The organism is Methylobacterium sp. J-077 (genome assembly GCF_022829365.1).
In the GTDB taxonomy this organism is placed as follows: Bacteria; Pseudomonadota; Alphaproteobacteria; order Rhizobiales; family Beijerinckiaceae; genus Methylobacterium.
This window is the reverse complement of sequence record NZ_JAKSYJ010000074.1, coordinates 34,230-48,605: the sequence shown is the minus strand read 5'-3', so window position 1 is coordinate 48,605 and position 14,376 is coordinate 34,230. Positions and strand designations below refer to the sequence as shown.

Sequence of the window (14,376 nt, the reverse complement as noted above, 5' to 3'; positions counted from 1 at the left end):
TCGCCGCGGGGATCGGACCCCGCGCGTAGTTGGCCGACACCAGGGTCCCCGCGGCGTCCCGCGTCCCTCGTGGTTGGATCTCTTGGGCCATGCCCCCGGCGCCATTGGCGGGTGGGGACGTTGACGCGTGTCCGGGTGCGGACGAGGAACTTGGCGACCGCCCCGATCCTCAAGCCTGGAAAGCCAACAGATCCGGCCGTCGCCCGAGAACAGGGTCGATCAGGGAGCCCGCGCCATGCGCCGTTCCCTCGCCAAAGAAGAGAAATCGGGCTACACGGCCGCTCCCCGAACACGCCGACCTGACGACGCTTACCTGCCGCGTATGCAGGACTGAGCCTGGAGAACCTGAACCATGCCGATTCTCACCTTCCCCAACGGCGATACGCGGGAGGTCGCCGCCGGCACCACCGGCCGCAGCGTGGTCGAGGGCATCGCCAAATCGCTGGCCAAGCGCACCGTCGCCATGGCGCTCGACGGCACGGTCGCCGACCTCGACGATCCGATTGCGCGCGATGCCCGAATCGAGTTCCTCGACCGCACCGACCCGCGCGCCCTGGAGTTGATCCGCCACGATTGCGCGCACGTGCTCGCCGAAGCCGTGCAGTCGCTGTGGCCGGAGACGCAGGTGACGATCGGCCCGGTGATCGAGAACGGCTTCTATTACGATTTCTATCGCGAAAGCCCGTTCACACCGGAGGACTTTCCGAAGATCGAGGCGAAGATGCGCGAGATCATTGCGCGCGATGCGCCCTTTACGAAAGAAATCTGGACGCGCGACGACGTGCGCGCGCTGTTCGAGGGCAAGCAGGAAAAGTTCAAGGTCGAGCTGGTCGACGCCATTCCCCCCGGCGAGGATCTGAAGATCTACCGACAGGGCGACTGGTTCGACCTCTGCCGTGGTCCGCACATGACCTCGACGGCCAAGGTCGGCACCGCCTTCAAGCTGATGAAGGTCGCGGGCGCCTATTGGCGGGGTGATTCGAACAACCCGATGCTGACCCGCATCTACGGCACGGCCTGGGCCGCCCAGGCCGATCTCGACGGCTATCTGCACCGCCTGGAGGAGGCCGAGCGCCGAGACCACCGCCGGCTCGGCCGTGAGATGGACCTGTTCCACTTCCAGGAGGAGGGGCCGGGCGTCGTCTTCTGGCACGCCAAGGGCTGGACGATCTTCCAGGAGCTGATCGCCTACATGCGCCGGCGCCTGCGCGGCGACTACGCCGAGGTCAACGCCCCGCAGATCCTCGACAAGTCCCTGTGGGAGACCTCCGGCCACTGGGGCTGGTACCGGGAGAACATGTTCGCCGCGCAATCGGCAGGCGAGGAGGCCGAGGACAAGCGCTGGTTCGCGCTCAAGCCGATGAACTGCCCGGGCCACGTGCAGATCTTCAAGCACGGATTGAAATCCTACCGCGACCTGCCCCTGCGGCTCGCCGAGTTCGGCGTGGTCCACCGCTACGAGCCGTCGGGCGCCATGCATGGGCTGATGCGCGTGCGCGGCTTCACCCAGGACGACGCACACGTCTTCTGCACCGAGGACCAGCTCGCCGACGAGTGCCTCAAGATCAACGACCTGATCCTCTCGACCTATGCGGATTTCGGCTTCGACCAGATCGTCGTGAAGCTCTCGACGCGGCCGGAGAAGCGCGTCGGCTCGGACGCGCTCTGGGACCATGCCGAGGACGTGATGACCCGGGTGCTCGCGCAGATCGAAGCGCAATCGGCCGGGCGCATCCGCACGGAGGTCAACCCGGGGGAGGGCGCGTTCTACGGGCCCAAATTCGAGTATGTGCTCCGCGACGCCATCGGCCGCGACTGGCAATGCGGCACCACGCAGGTGGACTTCAACCTGCCCGAGCGGTTCGGCGCCTTCTACATCGACGCCGACGGCGCCCGGAAGCCGCCCGTGATGGTGCACCGGGCGATCTGCGGCTCGATGGAGCGCTTTACCGGCATCCTGATCGAGCATTTCGCGGGGCATTTCCCGCTCTGGCTGTCCCCGGTCCAGGTTGTGGTGGCCACGATCACCGGCGAGGCCGATGCCTACGCCCATGAGGTGATCCGCGCCCTGGATCGCGCCGGCCTGCGGGTCGAGGCGGATCTGCGCAACGAGAAGATCAACTACAAGGTCCGGGAGCACTCGCTCGCCAAGGTGCCGGTGCTGCTGGCGCTGGGCAAGCGCGAGGCCGAGGAACGCACGGTCTCAATCCGCCGACTCGGCAGCCAGCAGACCCGGACGCTGCCGCTCGCGGAGGCGGTGGCGGCCTTCGTCGACGAGGCGACCGCCCCGGATCGCCGCCGGGCGGAGGCCGTGGCCGACACGGTCCCGACCAGCGACACCGTCCTCGACGGACATCACGGCGTGCACGAGACGCCGTGAACTTTCGGGATGGACGATCGGCATCCCGACAAGACAAATCGGCGCGAAAATAAGTCTTCGCAAATCCCCGTGGCGACCGGCGGCGGGGGATTAGTTGAGCCGGCACGGGCTTGTGATGCCGGATCCGGCAACTCTAGGTGACCGATCCTGATCAGCGACCGATAAGAATGCCCGCGCCCGGCAGAGGGATTGACGAGATTGTCGCGTGCTTTCAGGCGAAAGGCGGTTTCGTCAAGGTAGGCGAAAGGAATCCCATTCTATGACGCCCCGGAAGCAGTCTTCGGCGAGGCGTCCGGCCATCTGGCGGGAGCCCGGATCCTGCCGGGCGCTTGAAGGGGGTCGCCATGACGGCGCGAGCGGGCAGGGGTTCGGCGCGGCTGGAGCGCCGCGAGCGGGAGCCGATCGTCGTTCCCCGGGGCTACGGATTCCGTCGGGACCGCCGGCTTGGAGCCCGGATCGTCCGGGCCCTCGACAGCCTGCCGCACGGCTTGTGCCTGTTCGATGCCGGCGACTGCCTGCTGTTTGCCAATGACGGCTACCGGCGCATCTTCGGCCAGCCGGCCGGCCAGCCGCGGCCGGGCCTTCACGCCCGTACCCTGATCGCGCTCAACGCCGCCCGGGGCCTCAAGGCCGAGCGGGACCCGGCACAGATCTGGGTGGAGCGCCGGCGGCTCCTGGCCCGGCGCGATCCCGTGACCGTGCTGCAGACGCTCTCGGACAGCCGCCAGATCGCCCTGACGCTGCAGCCGCAGACGGACGGCGGCTGGGTCGCCCTCTACGAGGACGTGACCGAGCGCCGGCAGGCGGAGGCGCTGCTGCGCCATATGGCCCACCACGACCCGCTCACCGGCCTGCCCAACCGCTACCTGTTCGAGGCCCGGCTCGACCGGGCCACGGCCGAGCCGGACGGCCGGGGCTGCGCCCTGCTGTGCATTGACCTCGATGGCTTCAAGCCGGTGAACGACCTCTACGGTCACGCCGCCGGCGACGCGCTGCTGCGGCAGACGGCCGAGCGGCTCCAGGAGGGCCTCGGCGACCGAGATACCGCCGCACGCCTCGGCGGCGACGAGTTCGCCCTGCTGCTTGCCGAGGCTACGCCCTCGACCGTGCTGGACTTGGCGCATCGCCTCCACCGGCGGCTCACCGAACCCTACGATGTCGGCGCCGGGCGGCCGGTCCTCGTCGGAGCCGCCATCGGCATCGCCTGCGCGCCGCATCACGCCTCCCAGGCACGGACCCTCGTCGAGCGGGCCGACGCGGCGATGTACCAGGCTAAGCGGCTCGGCCATCCCTGCCTGTGGAGCGACGCGCTCCGCCCGGGCTTCGCACCGGCCGCCGAAGCGATCCTATGAGGGAAGGCGGTCCGGCTCAGCGGGCCTTGTCGTGCTCCGCCAGACCGACGGCCTTGTAATCGTAGGTCGGGTAGAACTCGGTCCGGTAGGCGCCCCAGGCGGTGTCCTCCAGGACGCGGTTGATCTCCCGCAGCCGGGCGGCGGGCAGCCGCAGGGTGACGATCTGCCCGATGCCCATGACGACGTTCCAGGAGACGACCTCGATGCCCGCCGGCGGGAACGCCTTGTAGAAGCCCTGCCTGGCGAGCTGCGCGTTCAGCTCGGCCAGCGGGCGCGACTGGTCGTGCCGCAGGAAGACCGTGAGCAGGATGGCGTTGTCCGGCGTCGCGGTGGCCGAGCCCGCCTGCGGCGGCGGCGTCGTTTGCGCCATCCCTGGCCACACAGCGCCAGCCAGAAAGACGAACGCCGCCAGGATCGAACCGGTCGCGATCGTTGAGCGTCTCATGCAGTCTCCTCGCTTGAGCGAACCGGCGCGACCTCAACGCATTGCCGGGCCGCTTCCGTAGCGATCCGACGACACCGGCTTTCAGTCCGGTTCGACATCGTAGGACAGGCGCAGCCGCAGGCGGACGGAGCCCTGCTCGTCCCGGACGGCGATCACGTAATCCTGCCGCACCTGCGGGTCCGAGAGCCCCTGGGCGATCCGGGTCATCATGCGGACGGCCTGCGCCTGCGCGGCGGCGAGATCGGGCAGATCGAAACCTTTCTGGTCGCGAACCAGGTTCGCACCATCGTGGAGATCGATAAAATATCGCGGCACGGATATTGGCTCTGGGCATGCAGCTGCTCACCAGCATCGTGCTACGTTGTTTCTACGTAGTGTCCAGAGGGCGAGCGATGCATTTCGTCGTGGTCGTATCCCTCTGCCAATCCGGGCCGCGGTGATGCGCGTCAACCGCCCTGAAGGCTCTCGGCGAAGTCCTCCGGTACCTCGCCGAATTGGCCCAGGATGGTCACGCCTTCGAGTTCGCCGGTCTCGTCGTCTGCGACCACCTTCAGGGCCGCCGCGCCCGGCATGCGGGCGGCCAGCGCCTCAGCCTTCTTGAGGGCACCGAACTCGCTCTGGGCGGGCTCCTGCCGGGCCGGCCTCAGCCGCTTCCGATGCAGCTCGAACGGCTGCACCACGAATGTCGTCTTCATCGCCATCGGCTACCTTTGAAGCACGCAGTGCGGTTGCGATAGAGTGATGACGACCGAATCGGCGGTGGGCGCCTGGAATGCGGGTCCTGTCGCAAGGGCCGGAGACTGGACCCGTCACAGGCTGCGGGTCGTGACTCCGAGCGCCAGCAGCGCGTAGGCGCCGATAAAGAACCATTGCCGATGCGCCACCACACTCCGTCCGACCACGGGGATGCGCATGTAGAGGCTGGCGACGGCCAGACCGATGAGCACGGCCGAGACCAGGAAGGTAAGCAGGCGCGGGGCGGACAGCGTGGGCATGCCCCATGCTCGCGCCGAGACAGTTACCGGCACGTTACCGGTCGAGCCCCGGAACGCGGGGCCGGTCGGGCGTCAGCGGGCCGGTCGAGCCCGGCAGCAGCCCGACCTGGGCCAGCCACAGGGCCATGATCGCCCCGGCGATCAAGGTAGCGAGCGAGGCCAGCCGGCCGGTCCAGCGACGCGTGATGATCATGACGGCCAGGACGACCAGAAGGGCGAGGAGGAGAGCGAGCAGGAGCATAATCGCGCAATGCCACGGCTGCGCACGCGCGTCACCGCAGGAGCGGCTGCAACCGCGAAGACTATTCACCCATGAGTTGATAACACAAGGTGATCCGAACACGCACGGTGTCAATTTGGGTGCGTGAAGGATGCGGATCGGCTGCCGGATCAACGCTTTGCTACAGCGGCGGCTCTCAATCACCGCATCGGGCTGAGCATACCGTACCAGGCTCGGCCGCGGCGCCGGAGCTGGCAGTCTAGTTTCGATATCCGACCTGCTTCGCGCAATGACGGGAGAACAATTCCGAGAGCCCGCCGCATTCCGACAACTGTCTTCTATCAGACAAGGGTCGAATTATGCCAAGAAAAACGACATGCGGAACTCTAAAACATGCGATGCTCCGCTCGGCGTCGCTGACACCGGCTCGAAGCGCCGACTGAACAGGCCGAATCCGGGTTGCGCTAGCAACCCGCGGAATCCGAGATGTGACGAACGATTGGCCGCGGCCTAGAAACACTGGCGCAAGGATTGTCGAAACCTCGACACCGCCAGGATAGTTCACCTGACGGTTGTGCCAGAAGTTCCTACCCAGGGATGCGAGCATGCACAGCGATCATGACGGTGATGCACCGCGTCATATGGTTTTGTAACTTGCATTCGGATGCGAGAAGTAGCAAATCGCACGTGAGGGGCACATCGGGAACCATGAAGTGACAGAAGAAACCATCGTGCACACACCTGATCTCATCGGTCTGGCGGGTGATGTCGTCGCCGCCTACGTGTCGAACAACCCGGTTCCGGCTGCCGAGCTGCCAGCCCTGATCGCCCGGGTGCACGGTGCGATCGCCGGCCTGGCCGCCGGGACGGGCACCGCCGCGGCCGGTGCGGACACGTCCGTGTCCGTCGACAAGCCGAGCTCGGCCCAGATCCGCAAGTCGGTCCAGCAGGACGGGATCGTCAGCTTCATCGACGGCAAGACCTACAAGACGCTCAAGCGGCATCTGACCGCAAACGGTCTTAGCCCGCAGAGCTACCGCGAGCGCTACGGCCTGCCGGCCGACTACCCGATGGTCGCCCCGAGCTACGCCGAGCAGCGCTCCGCCCTCGCCAAGGCGATCGGTCTCGGTCAGCCCGGTGCCATGGCCGATCGCGAGCGCAAGGGCCGGAAGGCCGCCTGATCGGATCCCGACGCCTCCAGCGGGAGGGGCCGCCGAGGTCTCGTCCCGATCACGGTCGGACCGGCGCGCGCGCCCTCCGGTTGCATCATCCGTCGACCGCGTGCCGTATCCGCTGTTTCCGAGCCACCCGGGCGGATCGTCTGGTCCTGCCGACAATCGTTGCCCCACGGCCACACCGATCCGCGACGTGGCCCGACACGGACAAGCTGCCACACTCTGCACAAAGCTGATGCCCACGCCGGATCCCAAGAGTGACAGGTGCGGGGTCGAAACATGATGAAGCGTGAGCAGGCGAAGCCGAACTCCGTCGTGGCGTTCCCGGCGCATATCGCCCCGACCGTGGCCGATGAAGACACCGCATCGGTGATCGCGGTGCTGCAGGACCAGCTGGCCCTCGCCCGTGAAGGACGGTTGCGCTCGGTGGCCGTCGTCTCGGTCTCGGCGGATGGCGAGGCGATCGGCACGCAATGGTCGTGCAAGGGCGCCGACATCTCCAGCCTGATCGGCAAGCTGACCGTGCTCACGCACGACATGATGTCGGCCCGGAAGTGACCGAAAAGCGCCTCCACGCGTGACGCAGGACGGAAATCGCCGGCTCCGAAAGGCCGTGATGCGCTGACAGCGCAAAGCCCGGCAGCGCCGCGATCTGATGTCGCTTCGCGGAAGCCCTCGCCGAGGCGGCATCCACGATGGACGGCCCTATCTCTGCGTCACGGACCAGCGCCCACACGCGAATCCGGCTCCAGCCCGCAGAGGAAAGCCTGACCATGAGACGCGCCTTGCTCGCCGCCGCGCTAGCCGCGTCGACCCTCTCGTCCGGCCCGACAGCGGCGCAGGACGAGAAGCGGGCCGAGACGATCGACGGCCTGGCGCGGATCGTCGGCGCCCAGGCCGGCATCGTCCTGTATTGCCGCAAGCTCTACACTGTCGATGACGCGGTGTCAGAGAGCCTATCGCGGACCGTCCGCAGAGCGCTTGAGGCGGCTGTCGGCCGTCGGCAGGCCGAGGCAGCCATCGCGGAGGAGGGCCAGCGCGTCGCCAGGACGATCGCGGAAGTCGGGGCGGACCAATGGTGCGCCGATCAGCGGGACATCCTCAACACGGACGGCGTCCGGGTGTTCGTCGACTGACTCGCTGTGGCCCCGCCCGGCCGACGCGGCGCCACTCTTCGGCGCCCCGGGACCGTCCCCAGACAAAAGCATCCGCAAAAGTGAGATGTTGAAGGTGAGGCCCCTTCCGGTTCTGCAGTGCAGAACAGATTATCAGCTTGTTCGCTCTCCGATCGTCTGTCATGTTTCGAGAACGGACGAGCGAAAGCAGATCACGCCGGCTGCGATCGTCCGGACAAGAGCCCGAAGGGCCAGGAGACCGGCGTCGGAGGATCACGCCATGTCCACACCGATCACCATTGCCATCGCCCTCGTCGTGTTTGGCGCCGCGCTCACGATCTTCGCCTTCGCCCGGGCCCCCCGGTCGAACGACTTCGCCGGCTGGGACGTGATGTTCATGAGCGGGATCGGTGCCGTGGCGCTCGGCTTTCTCGCGACGCTGGTCGGAGTGGTCACCGGGTAGCGCGGCTGCGCCGACACCTTCAATCCATGCATGAATGCCGCGCCGCGCGCCAGCATTCATGCATGGATGCAGACAATCCGACGCGTTTCCAAAACCTGTTCTGAACGTGGGTCACCGATCCTGCGCGCCTCAAAGTTCACGAGGCAGCGATGCTTGACCGACGGAGCGCTCCGCGCACGTTCCTGAACGAAACCGGCAGTATTTCGATCGACGAGCATCGCAGCCTGCCGTGCATTGTCTACAATCGCTCGCTGGGCGGCGTCCGCATCGCCCTGCCGGAGGCCGAGATCTTGCCGGACCGGTTCGTTCTCAACATCGATTCGAGCAATGAGATCCTCATCTGCCGGGTGGTGTGGCGCAAGGCGGAGGAGATCGGGGCGGCAACGAACGAGCCGGAGATCGGCCGGTCGGGCCGCCCGAGCCTGCGCCGCGTGCCGGCGCCGGTCTGAAGCGGCTTGACGCCGCTCAGCCCGAACGGCGGGCGTTCCACCGCCCGCTGCACGTGATCGGGCTGCCGGTCGTCCGCCATGTGCCGCTGCCGGCGCCCTGGGTGTCGAGGCTGCCGGCGATCGGCACGGTGTTCGAGCCGCTGGTGATCGTGGCCTGGACGCTGCCGCTCGCCGTCACGCCACCGTCGATGTCAACCTCGTCCCCGGGGATCGAGGCGTCGCTATCCTTGATCTGGACTTGGTAGCTGGTCTGCGCCGCACAGGGCCCTTCGGATGTGGTCGCCACGATGGTCCAGGCGCCGTCGTACCGGTTCGGCACTTTGACCTTGCGAGTCATCGCGAAGGCCGGAGACAGGACGCCGACGATCAAGGTCGCGGTCAGGATCGGGACGAGGACACGGCTCACGTGCAGTTCTCCGGCTTGCGCAGCCAGAGGTGACCACGTGGTGACAGAACCTCGGAGCCATCGAAACGGTTGCCGCGGCCGATCGAGAGCGGGCACCTTCGAGCGCGACGACCGTTCTGTCCGTGCCGGATCTGCCCATTTGCAGGTTGCGATATCGACGCCAGGGACACGCCATGCCCGATCCCAGATCGCCCAGGGCCGACGACATGCCCGTCTCCGACCTGCCGCAGGGCCTGCCGATGCCGCCGAATACCGGCGAGATGCCGCCGCCCCGGCTCCCGCCCGCGCCGGAGGACGATCCCGCCCCGCCGGACCGGGAACCCGCGCCGGATATCGACGACGTGCCGGGCCTGTGAAGGCCGCGTGGGGTACCCCGATGCGCTGGTGCTTAAGCCTTGCCGCGTGTCTCGGGGCGGTCCTGGGCGCGGCCGCCGCCGAGCCCCTCACAGTCGAACGGCTCAGCGCCGACGGCTGGGAAATCGCCGGCTATACCGGCACATTCGATAATCGGTCCTCGCTGATCCTATTTCGGAGGAAGGATACCCGATACCTCGTCCAGTGCTCGATCCTGTACGACGTGACGCGCAACCCGCGGGTGATCACGAACTGCTACGAGTTGCATTGAAACGCTGCGCCGCGCGATGTGAACTTCGCCGGCCCGCACCCGTTGCCGTCCGACCCCAAGCAACGGACGGATCCATGACACGCACGACGATGCGGCTCTCGGGCGCTCTGGCCCTCCTGTTGGCCGGCCCGGCTGCCGCGCAGGTGACGACCGATGGCGCCGGCAATACCGGCGTGACCGCCCCGCCGACCAGCGGCGGCGTCGGGGGCGGAACGGTGGGCAGCGGCCCGAATGCCCAGATCACCACGGGCACGACGGCCAATCCCAGCAACTCCTCCGTCCCGGGCACCACGCCGGGGGTCAATATCGGCGGCACCCCGACGAGCGGACCGCCCGGGACCGGCGGCACCGCGGGCGGCCCGGCGCTCGGCAACCGCTAGAGCGACCTTTTGGGGGATCGAGTACGCTGCGGCTCACTCCCCCCAATCGATGTCCAGGGACCGCTCGAAGGCGGCCGCGGACATCTCCTTACCCTTGGGATCGGCGACCATGATCTCCCGGAACCCGCGCCGGACGAGTTCCCAGGTCTTCTCCATAGCCTGCTCGTCGGTCCCGCACGCGAAGGTCATGACGCGCCCGGACGGATCGATCCCCTTAACGGTGAACACGACACCCTCCTCGTTCTTCCGCCCGCATATAGCGCGGCGCATGCGATCCCGGCCACACGGCGATGGATGATCTGCAGGATCCGTGGGGCGTGTGCGTTGCTGAGCGCTTCGTCCTGGATATCGGATCCGGGACTCGAAACAGGAAAGCTTCGGATGACTGATTCGCGCAAACCCGCGACCGTTCCGGATCGGACGTCGAATCGGGTCGATCCGGATCCGGAAATCGCGCCCGTAGAGAGCGAGGCGGACGCGTCCAACCAGCCGCTGCCGATCCCGGACGACGCGCCGGAGGTCGGTCTGTCGCAGAAGGGGAGCGGCGAGGACGCGATCGTCAGGCGCGAGACCGAGATCTGACAGAATCTCGTCGTCCGGTCCCCGCGGATCTCTGGACCTTGCCGCTTGTGCGATGCACAACAAGTGCGGCCGCGGCCGGACATGCGGCTGACAGGAGATCAGTCATGGCGAACACTCCGAGCTTCGAGGTTCCTCCGCAGCTGCGCGATCTGGCCGAAACCAGCGTCGAGCAGGCCCGCAAGGCGTTCGGAAGCTTTATCGGCTCCGCGCGGCGCGCCGCCGATACGGTCCACGGCTCCACCGAGCTGGCCCGGACCAACGCGCAAGACATCTACACCCGTAGCCTCGATCATACCGAGCAGAACGTCCGCGCCGCCTTCGACCTGGCGCAGAAGCTCGCGACGGCGCGCTCGTTTCCGGAAGCGCTGCAGCTTCAGGCCGAATATGTGCGCGAGCGCTTCTTCGCCATCCAGGCTCAGGCCAAGGAACTCGGCGGCCTCGCCCAGGGGGCGCTGCAACAGGGCGCGGAGCGGGCCCGCTCGGCGGTGCAGCAGGGCGTCGAGGACACGCAGAAGGCGGTCAAGCAGGGGCAGGACGCCGTCCAGCAGACGCAACACGCCGCCGAGCAGGCGTCGCACTAGGACCGCACGCGCAAGGCCGCCGGCCCCTGGGGTTGCCGGCCATCTAGGATGTGGAGTTGCCGATGATCTACGGCGAGGTTGGCCGTCTGGCGGACGAGGCCTTCGGGCTGAGCATCCGCCAGGCGGAGAACGCCGCCCTACTCGCGGTCGCAGTTCAATACGCCTGGCTGGAGCTGTGCTTCGAGAGCTATCGGTCGACGAGTGCCGCCGTCAGAGCCGAGCTGGGACAGCAGGCTCGGACCCGTCGCCTGATCCAGCGCGGCGTGTTACCGAGCATCGCCGCTCAGGAACTACACATCGTCTGACCCGCACCCCGCCGGGGGAGATATCGGTCCGGCGAGTTGAAGCCTCGTGACGCGGCCATGATGCGCTCAGCGGGTCGAGTCGGCGGAGGCCTGGACGATCGGACGCTCGACGGTCGCCACCGGCCTTGTGCTGGTGCGGGCGCTCAAGACCGGCTGGGGCGTGGTGGTCAGGTCGCCGACCGGGCGGGCCTGCGTGGCGGCGCGGGCCTGTTCCCGATACAGCGGCGGCGTAAGATTCAGGCGGTCATCCGCGGCGGCGGGACCGGTGACGATGGCGGCTGAGGTGAGCGCCGCCGACGCGAGGATAAGGATCGTGCGCATTGTGCGACTCCGGTTCGATCGCAGAATGCAATCGCTGAGTGCATGAGACCATGGATTTGTGCGGTGCGGCATGTTCATTGCGCATTGCAACATAACACCCTATCGGCATGGTTTTGCAGGTCTCGCCGCGCCGCCAAAGGGAAAAACAGGTTTCTTCACAAACTATGCTATGCGGTACAGACAAATGAACTAAAATTCATCTGAGGAAATCTCAAATATAATTTGAGATCGGGCAAGATTTAATTTTGCTTTGACGGATCGGAAAGCGACGCCACGTCTGAGTCAGACCGGCTTGCAGCTCCGTCGGTCGAATCGCCGTCTGAAGATGGACTGCCCCGAGCGCTGCAGACGGTCCGAGGATCGACGATGTGAAGCCGTGTCACAGGTTTTGATCGTCACGACACGAATCGGCAACAGGATCGCCAGCTGCACGTCACATAGGTTGGTTAGACAGAGTCAAGTCGTCCAATTTTTGGAGCGCGACCATGACGCCCGCCGATCTCGACAAGCGTGCCGAGTTGACCGTGTGGCCGAGCCGTTCGCTCGGGCGATCTGCGGAGGGACGGCCGTTTGCAACCCTGCGCGAAGCGCTCGCAGCTGCCGCCGCGGCGATAGAAGCCGAGGATGCGCAGCCCTGGATCATTACTGAGGCGGGCGATGTGCTCTCGCCGCGCTGGATCCGCGCGAATACCCAATCGCGCGCCTTGCAGTGATCTGAGCTGTCGAAGCGTTACGATCCGGGCACGACCGGCTCAGCAGCCGATACAGATGTCGTGCACCACGTGCTCCCGACGCGGGCCAGTGCGCTGGTTCGGAAGCCGACCCTCCGTCGATGGAAAACCGCTGCCGAGGACCGGAAACCGCCGCCGGCCGCCGACCGGATCGGCGACCAGGGGTGGTGGCGGCGCGGGCGTGGCCGCGTCGGGCGGCGGAGCCGCGCTGGGGGCGCTGTTGGCCATGCCGGGATCGGGGAGAGGCATCACCATTCCCTGTGTCGGCGCGGTAGACGCGAACTCCCCCGCCCGCGCCGGCAAAGGCGCGCAGACCAGAGCGACGAGGATCAGCCGACACCGCACCGGCATAAAACGCTCTCCGCAGATCCTCGTTCGACGACGGCCGGCGCAGGATCACGCGCTGGCGGGGTGGATTTCAGACTGCCGCGAGCGCTGACGCGGAACCAGTACCGACTTCGGTGACGAGAGCTTCAATAGGACCGGCCGTAGAACGGCTTGGATACGGGATGATAACGGTCGCCGACCGGCCACGTATAGGGCTGGTCCTTGCCGGTACGGATATCCGAACTATATTGCGGCGCGTTGAATCCAATGCTGTGAAGGCTCCCTGTGCGGCCTTTGGTGCTCGGGACCGTGGAACCCGTATCGCGAGCGAGCACCGCGCTCGACACACTCACAACGAGAACAACCGCAAGCGAAACACGGCCCAGTCCCATGGCTTTCTGCATCGTCGCCTCCTGTCCCGGCCGCGACGCCGGATCAGAGGAACGGCAGCGCTTCCGCAGGGTTCCGCCCCCCGATCGCGGCCCGGTCAGAAGGTGTTCGCCCCGCCGAAGCAGGCCACCGCAAGCGGGCCGGTGCAGGCCGTATCGGTCTGAGCGGTCCCGGCTGCGATGCCGGCGCCCCCGACCGCTCCACCGCTGCCACCGGCCGTGCTACGGGTCGCATCCAGTTCCCGGCCCGTGGTCGCGGTCGCGCCGCCCGCGATCCCGGCGCTGCCGACCGAACCGCCCCCGGTGGACGTTACGGACGTGGTCGAATTGACGGTCAAGCCGGTGGAACTGGCGCCGATCCCCGCGCCGCTGCCGAAACTGCCCGCGCCGAAAGATGCCACCGACGAAGCCGAGTTCGCATTCGTGTTCAGGCTCGTGGCGATAGCCGAGCCGCTGCTGGTCGCGCCCGTGCCAAATGACGAGAAGGCACTGCCCGAGATCGAGCCGATCGCCGAGCTGGAAGAGGTGTTGAAGCCGTTGCGCGTCCCCGTCGCTCCGATCGTGCTACCGGTCCCGGTCGAATTGGAAGTCGTTCCGGTGATGCCGGCGCCGCCGGTCGTCCCGGATCCCGTCAGGCCGATCTGGCCGGTGCTGGCGCTCGCAGAAGTCGGCGGCGCGATGCTGCCGCTTCCGGAGCTTCCGCCGCCGAAGCTCAGCTGGCCGGCATTCACCAAGCCGCCGCCCTGGGCCGAGAGGGTGGGAAACGGGCCGGTGGTGGATCCGCCGCCAAGGCTGAGCTGGCCCGGATTGGCGATCGCCGTCACAGGTTCCAGCGCGGCCGCAGACGGCGCAGTCGCGGTGGCGGACAGGCTCTGCGCCCAGGCCGATGGGGCGAACGGGAGCAGCAGGACGGCGGCGAGGATGACCCGCATGACTGTGGCTTCCACCAAAGAGTGTATCCACGGCCAACCGCATTGATTCAGGCTGGTTCCGTCATTGACCGATCTCTGAAAAACTCTGGATTCAAATGGTCTTCGACCTTTGGCGGGTGCCGGGCACCGGCCTGCTTCATCGGGGCTCCCCCCGATACCCCGCCAGAGGGCTGAGCCCTTTAGGATCCCGCCTCTTTGCCAAG

At 67.1% G+C, this 14,376-nt stretch carries 25 protein-coding genes; 15 read left to right on the top strand and 10 right to left on the bottom strand.

The window, feature by feature from the left end:
- Positions 1–352: 352 nt before the first annotated feature.
- Together thrS and MKL11_RS04870 are read left to right on the top strand one after the other, a co-directional pair.
- Complete coding sequence (gene thrS, locus MKL11_RS04875; RefSeq protein ID WP_243940792.1) at positions 353–2,380, top strand: threonine--tRNA ligase; 2,028 nt, start codon at positions 353–355, stop codon at positions 2,378–2,380.
- 344 nt (positions 2,381–2,724) lie between these two features.
- The gene (locus MKL11_RS04870; protein WP_243940790.1) at positions 2,725–3,732 is read left to right on the top strand and encodes a diguanylate cyclase domain-containing protein; all 1,008 of its coding nucleotides are present in this window, start codon (positions 2,725–2,727) and stop codon (positions 3,730–3,732) included.
- Between the two features lie 16 nt (positions 3,733–3,748).
- Here MKL11_RS04870 and MKL11_RS04865 read toward each other — a convergent pair whose 3' ends face one another.
- The 5 genes from MKL11_RS04865 to MKL11_RS04845 form a co-directional block, all read right to left on the bottom strand.
- A complete protein-coding gene (locus tag MKL11_RS04865; protein ID WP_243940788.1) occupies positions 3,749–4,177 on the bottom strand; it encodes a hypothetical protein in 429 nt (142 codons plus the stop codon).
- A gap of 81 nt (positions 4,178–4,258) precedes the next feature.
- Positions 4,259–4,492 (bottom strand): DUF6894 family protein, encoded by a 234-nt coding sequence (locus tag MKL11_RS04860; protein WP_243940786.1) that lies wholly within the window; start codon positions 4,490–4,492, stop codon positions 4,259–4,261.
- Positions 4,493–4,623: 131 nt separating this feature from the next.
- Positions 4,624–4,878, bottom strand: coding sequence for a hypothetical protein (locus MKL11_RS04855; protein ID WP_058194295.1), 255 nt, complete (start codon positions 4,876–4,878; stop codon positions 4,624–4,626).
- 108 nt (positions 4,879–4,986) lie between these two features.
- Positions 4,987–5,172, bottom strand: a complete 186-nt coding sequence (locus tag MKL11_RS04850; RefSeq protein WP_243940784.1) for a hypothetical protein — start codon at positions 5,170–5,172, stop codon at positions 4,987–4,989.
- A gap of 34 nt (positions 5,173–5,206) precedes the next feature.
- On the bottom strand, positions 5,207–5,413 hold the full coding sequence (locus tag MKL11_RS04845; RefSeq protein WP_007566117.1) for a hypothetical protein: 207 nt from the start codon (positions 5,411–5,413) through the stop codon (positions 5,207–5,209).
- 692 nt (positions 5,414–6,105) lie between these two features.
- Here MKL11_RS04845 and MKL11_RS04840 point away from each other — a divergent pair.
- The 5 genes from MKL11_RS04840 to MKL11_RS04820 all read left to right on the top strand — a co-directional run bounded on the left by MKL11_RS04840 (position 6,106) and on the right by MKL11_RS04820 (position 8,594).
- A complete protein-coding gene (locus MKL11_RS04840; RefSeq protein ID WP_243940782.1) occupies positions 6,106–6,573 on the top strand; it encodes a MucR family transcriptional regulator in 468 nt (155 codons plus the stop codon).
- 276 nt (positions 6,574–6,849) lie between these two features.
- Positions 6,850–7,125, top strand: a complete 276-nt coding sequence (locus tag MKL11_RS04835) for a hypothetical protein (RefSeq protein WP_409565811.1) — start codon at positions 6,850–6,852, stop codon at positions 7,123–7,125.
- Positions 7,126–7,340: 215 nt separating this feature from the next.
- Complete coding sequence (locus MKL11_RS04830; protein ID WP_243940778.1) at positions 7,341–7,703, top strand: hypothetical protein; 363 nt, start codon at positions 7,341–7,343, stop codon at positions 7,701–7,703.
- 259 nt (positions 7,704–7,962) lie between these two features.
- Positions 7,963–8,145 carry a hypothetical protein gene (locus tag MKL11_RS04825; RefSeq protein ID WP_243940776.1) on the top strand — a complete coding sequence of 61 codons (183 nt, stop codon included), beginning with the start codon at positions 7,963–7,965 and terminating at the stop codon, positions 8,143–8,145.
- Between the two features lie 149 nt (positions 8,146–8,294).
- Positions 8,295–8,594 carry a PilZ domain-containing protein gene (locus tag MKL11_RS04820; protein WP_243940774.1) on the top strand — a complete coding sequence of 100 codons (300 nt, stop codon included), beginning with the start codon at positions 8,295–8,297 and terminating at the stop codon, positions 8,592–8,594.
- Between the two features lie 16 nt (positions 8,595–8,610).
- Here the strand turns inward: MKL11_RS04820 and MKL11_RS04815 are convergent, their stop codons facing one another.
- A complete protein-coding gene (locus MKL11_RS04815; RefSeq protein ID WP_243940772.1) occupies positions 8,611–9,000 on the bottom strand; it encodes a heme utilization protein in 390 nt (129 codons plus the stop codon).
- A gap of 173 nt (positions 9,001–9,173) precedes the next feature.
- On the opposite strand from MKL11_RS04815, the gene MKL11_RS04810 reads away from it, so the two are divergent.
- From MKL11_RS04810 to MKL11_RS04800, 3 genes are all read left to right on the top strand, one after another.
- The gene (locus tag MKL11_RS04810; protein ID WP_243940771.1) at positions 9,174–9,356 is read left to right on the top strand and encodes a hypothetical protein; all 183 of its coding nucleotides are present in this window, start codon (positions 9,174–9,176) and stop codon (positions 9,354–9,356) included.
- Positions 9,357–9,376: 20 nt separating this feature from the next.
- Positions 9,377–9,625 (top strand): hypothetical protein, encoded by a 249-nt coding sequence (locus tag MKL11_RS04805; protein WP_243940769.1) that lies wholly within the window; start codon positions 9,377–9,379, stop codon positions 9,623–9,625.
- A 74-nt stretch (positions 9,626–9,699) separates the two neighbouring features.
- Positions 9,700–10,005 carry a hypothetical protein gene (locus tag MKL11_RS04800; RefSeq protein ID WP_243940767.1) on the top strand — a complete coding sequence of 102 codons (306 nt, stop codon included), beginning with the start codon at positions 9,700–9,702 and terminating at the stop codon, positions 10,003–10,005.
- 33 nt (positions 10,006–10,038) lie between these two features.
- Here the strand turns inward: MKL11_RS04800 and MKL11_RS04795 are convergent, their stop codons facing one another.
- Positions 10,039–10,275, bottom strand: a complete 237-nt coding sequence (locus tag MKL11_RS04795; protein WP_279600265.1) for a hypothetical protein — start codon at positions 10,273–10,275, stop codon at positions 10,039–10,041.
- 111 nt (positions 10,276–10,386) lie between these two features.
- Between MKL11_RS04795 and MKL11_RS04790 the strand changes: the two genes are divergently transcribed.
- From MKL11_RS04790 to MKL11_RS04780, 3 genes are all read left to right on the top strand, one after another.
- The gene (locus tag MKL11_RS04790; RefSeq protein ID WP_243940763.1) at positions 10,387–10,587 is read left to right on the top strand and encodes a hypothetical protein; all 201 of its coding nucleotides are present in this window, start codon (positions 10,387–10,389) and stop codon (positions 10,585–10,587) included.
- A gap of 104 nt (positions 10,588–10,691) precedes the next feature.
- The gene (locus MKL11_RS04785; protein WP_243940761.1) at positions 10,692–11,168 is read left to right on the top strand and encodes a phasin; all 477 of its coding nucleotides are present in this window, start codon (positions 10,692–10,694) and stop codon (positions 11,166–11,168) included.
- A gap of 62 nt (positions 11,169–11,230) precedes the next feature.
- Entirely contained in the window at positions 11,231–11,473 is a 243-nt protein-coding gene (locus MKL11_RS04780; RefSeq protein ID WP_243940802.1) for a hypothetical protein, read from the top strand.
- Positions 11,474–11,539: 66 nt separating this feature from the next.
- On the opposite strand, the gene MKL11_RS04775 is transcribed toward MKL11_RS04780, so the two are convergent.
- Positions 11,540–11,794, bottom strand: a complete 255-nt coding sequence (locus MKL11_RS04775) for a hypothetical protein (protein WP_243940759.1) — start codon at positions 11,792–11,794, stop codon at positions 11,540–11,542.
- A 485-nt stretch (positions 11,795–12,279) separates the two neighbouring features.
- On the opposite strand from MKL11_RS04775, the gene MKL11_RS04770 reads away from it, so the two are divergent.
- On the top strand, positions 12,280–12,507 hold the full coding sequence (locus MKL11_RS04770; RefSeq protein ID WP_243940757.1) for a hypothetical protein: 228 nt from the start codon (positions 12,280–12,282) through the stop codon (positions 12,505–12,507).
- 39 nt (positions 12,508–12,546) lie between these two features.
- On the opposite strand, the gene MKL11_RS04765 is transcribed toward MKL11_RS04770, so the two are convergent.
- Positions 12,547–12,780 (bottom strand): hypothetical protein, encoded by a 234-nt coding sequence (locus MKL11_RS04765; RefSeq protein WP_243940755.1) that lies wholly within the window; start codon positions 12,778–12,780, stop codon positions 12,547–12,549.
- A 218-nt stretch (positions 12,781–12,998) separates the two neighbouring features.
- Positions 12,999–13,256: a hypothetical protein gene (locus MKL11_RS04760; protein WP_243940752.1), complete on the bottom strand. Its 258-nt coding sequence runs from the start codon at positions 13,254–13,256 to the stop codon at positions 12,999–13,001.
- A gap of 234 nt (positions 13,257–13,490) precedes the next feature.
- Here MKL11_RS04760 and MKL11_RS04755 point away from each other — a divergent pair, with 234 nt between their 5' ends.
- Complete coding sequence (locus MKL11_RS04755) at positions 13,491–14,219, top strand: hypothetical protein (RefSeq protein WP_243940750.1); 729 nt, start codon at positions 13,491–13,493, stop codon at positions 14,217–14,219.
- Positions 14,220–14,376 lie beyond the last annotated feature (157 nt).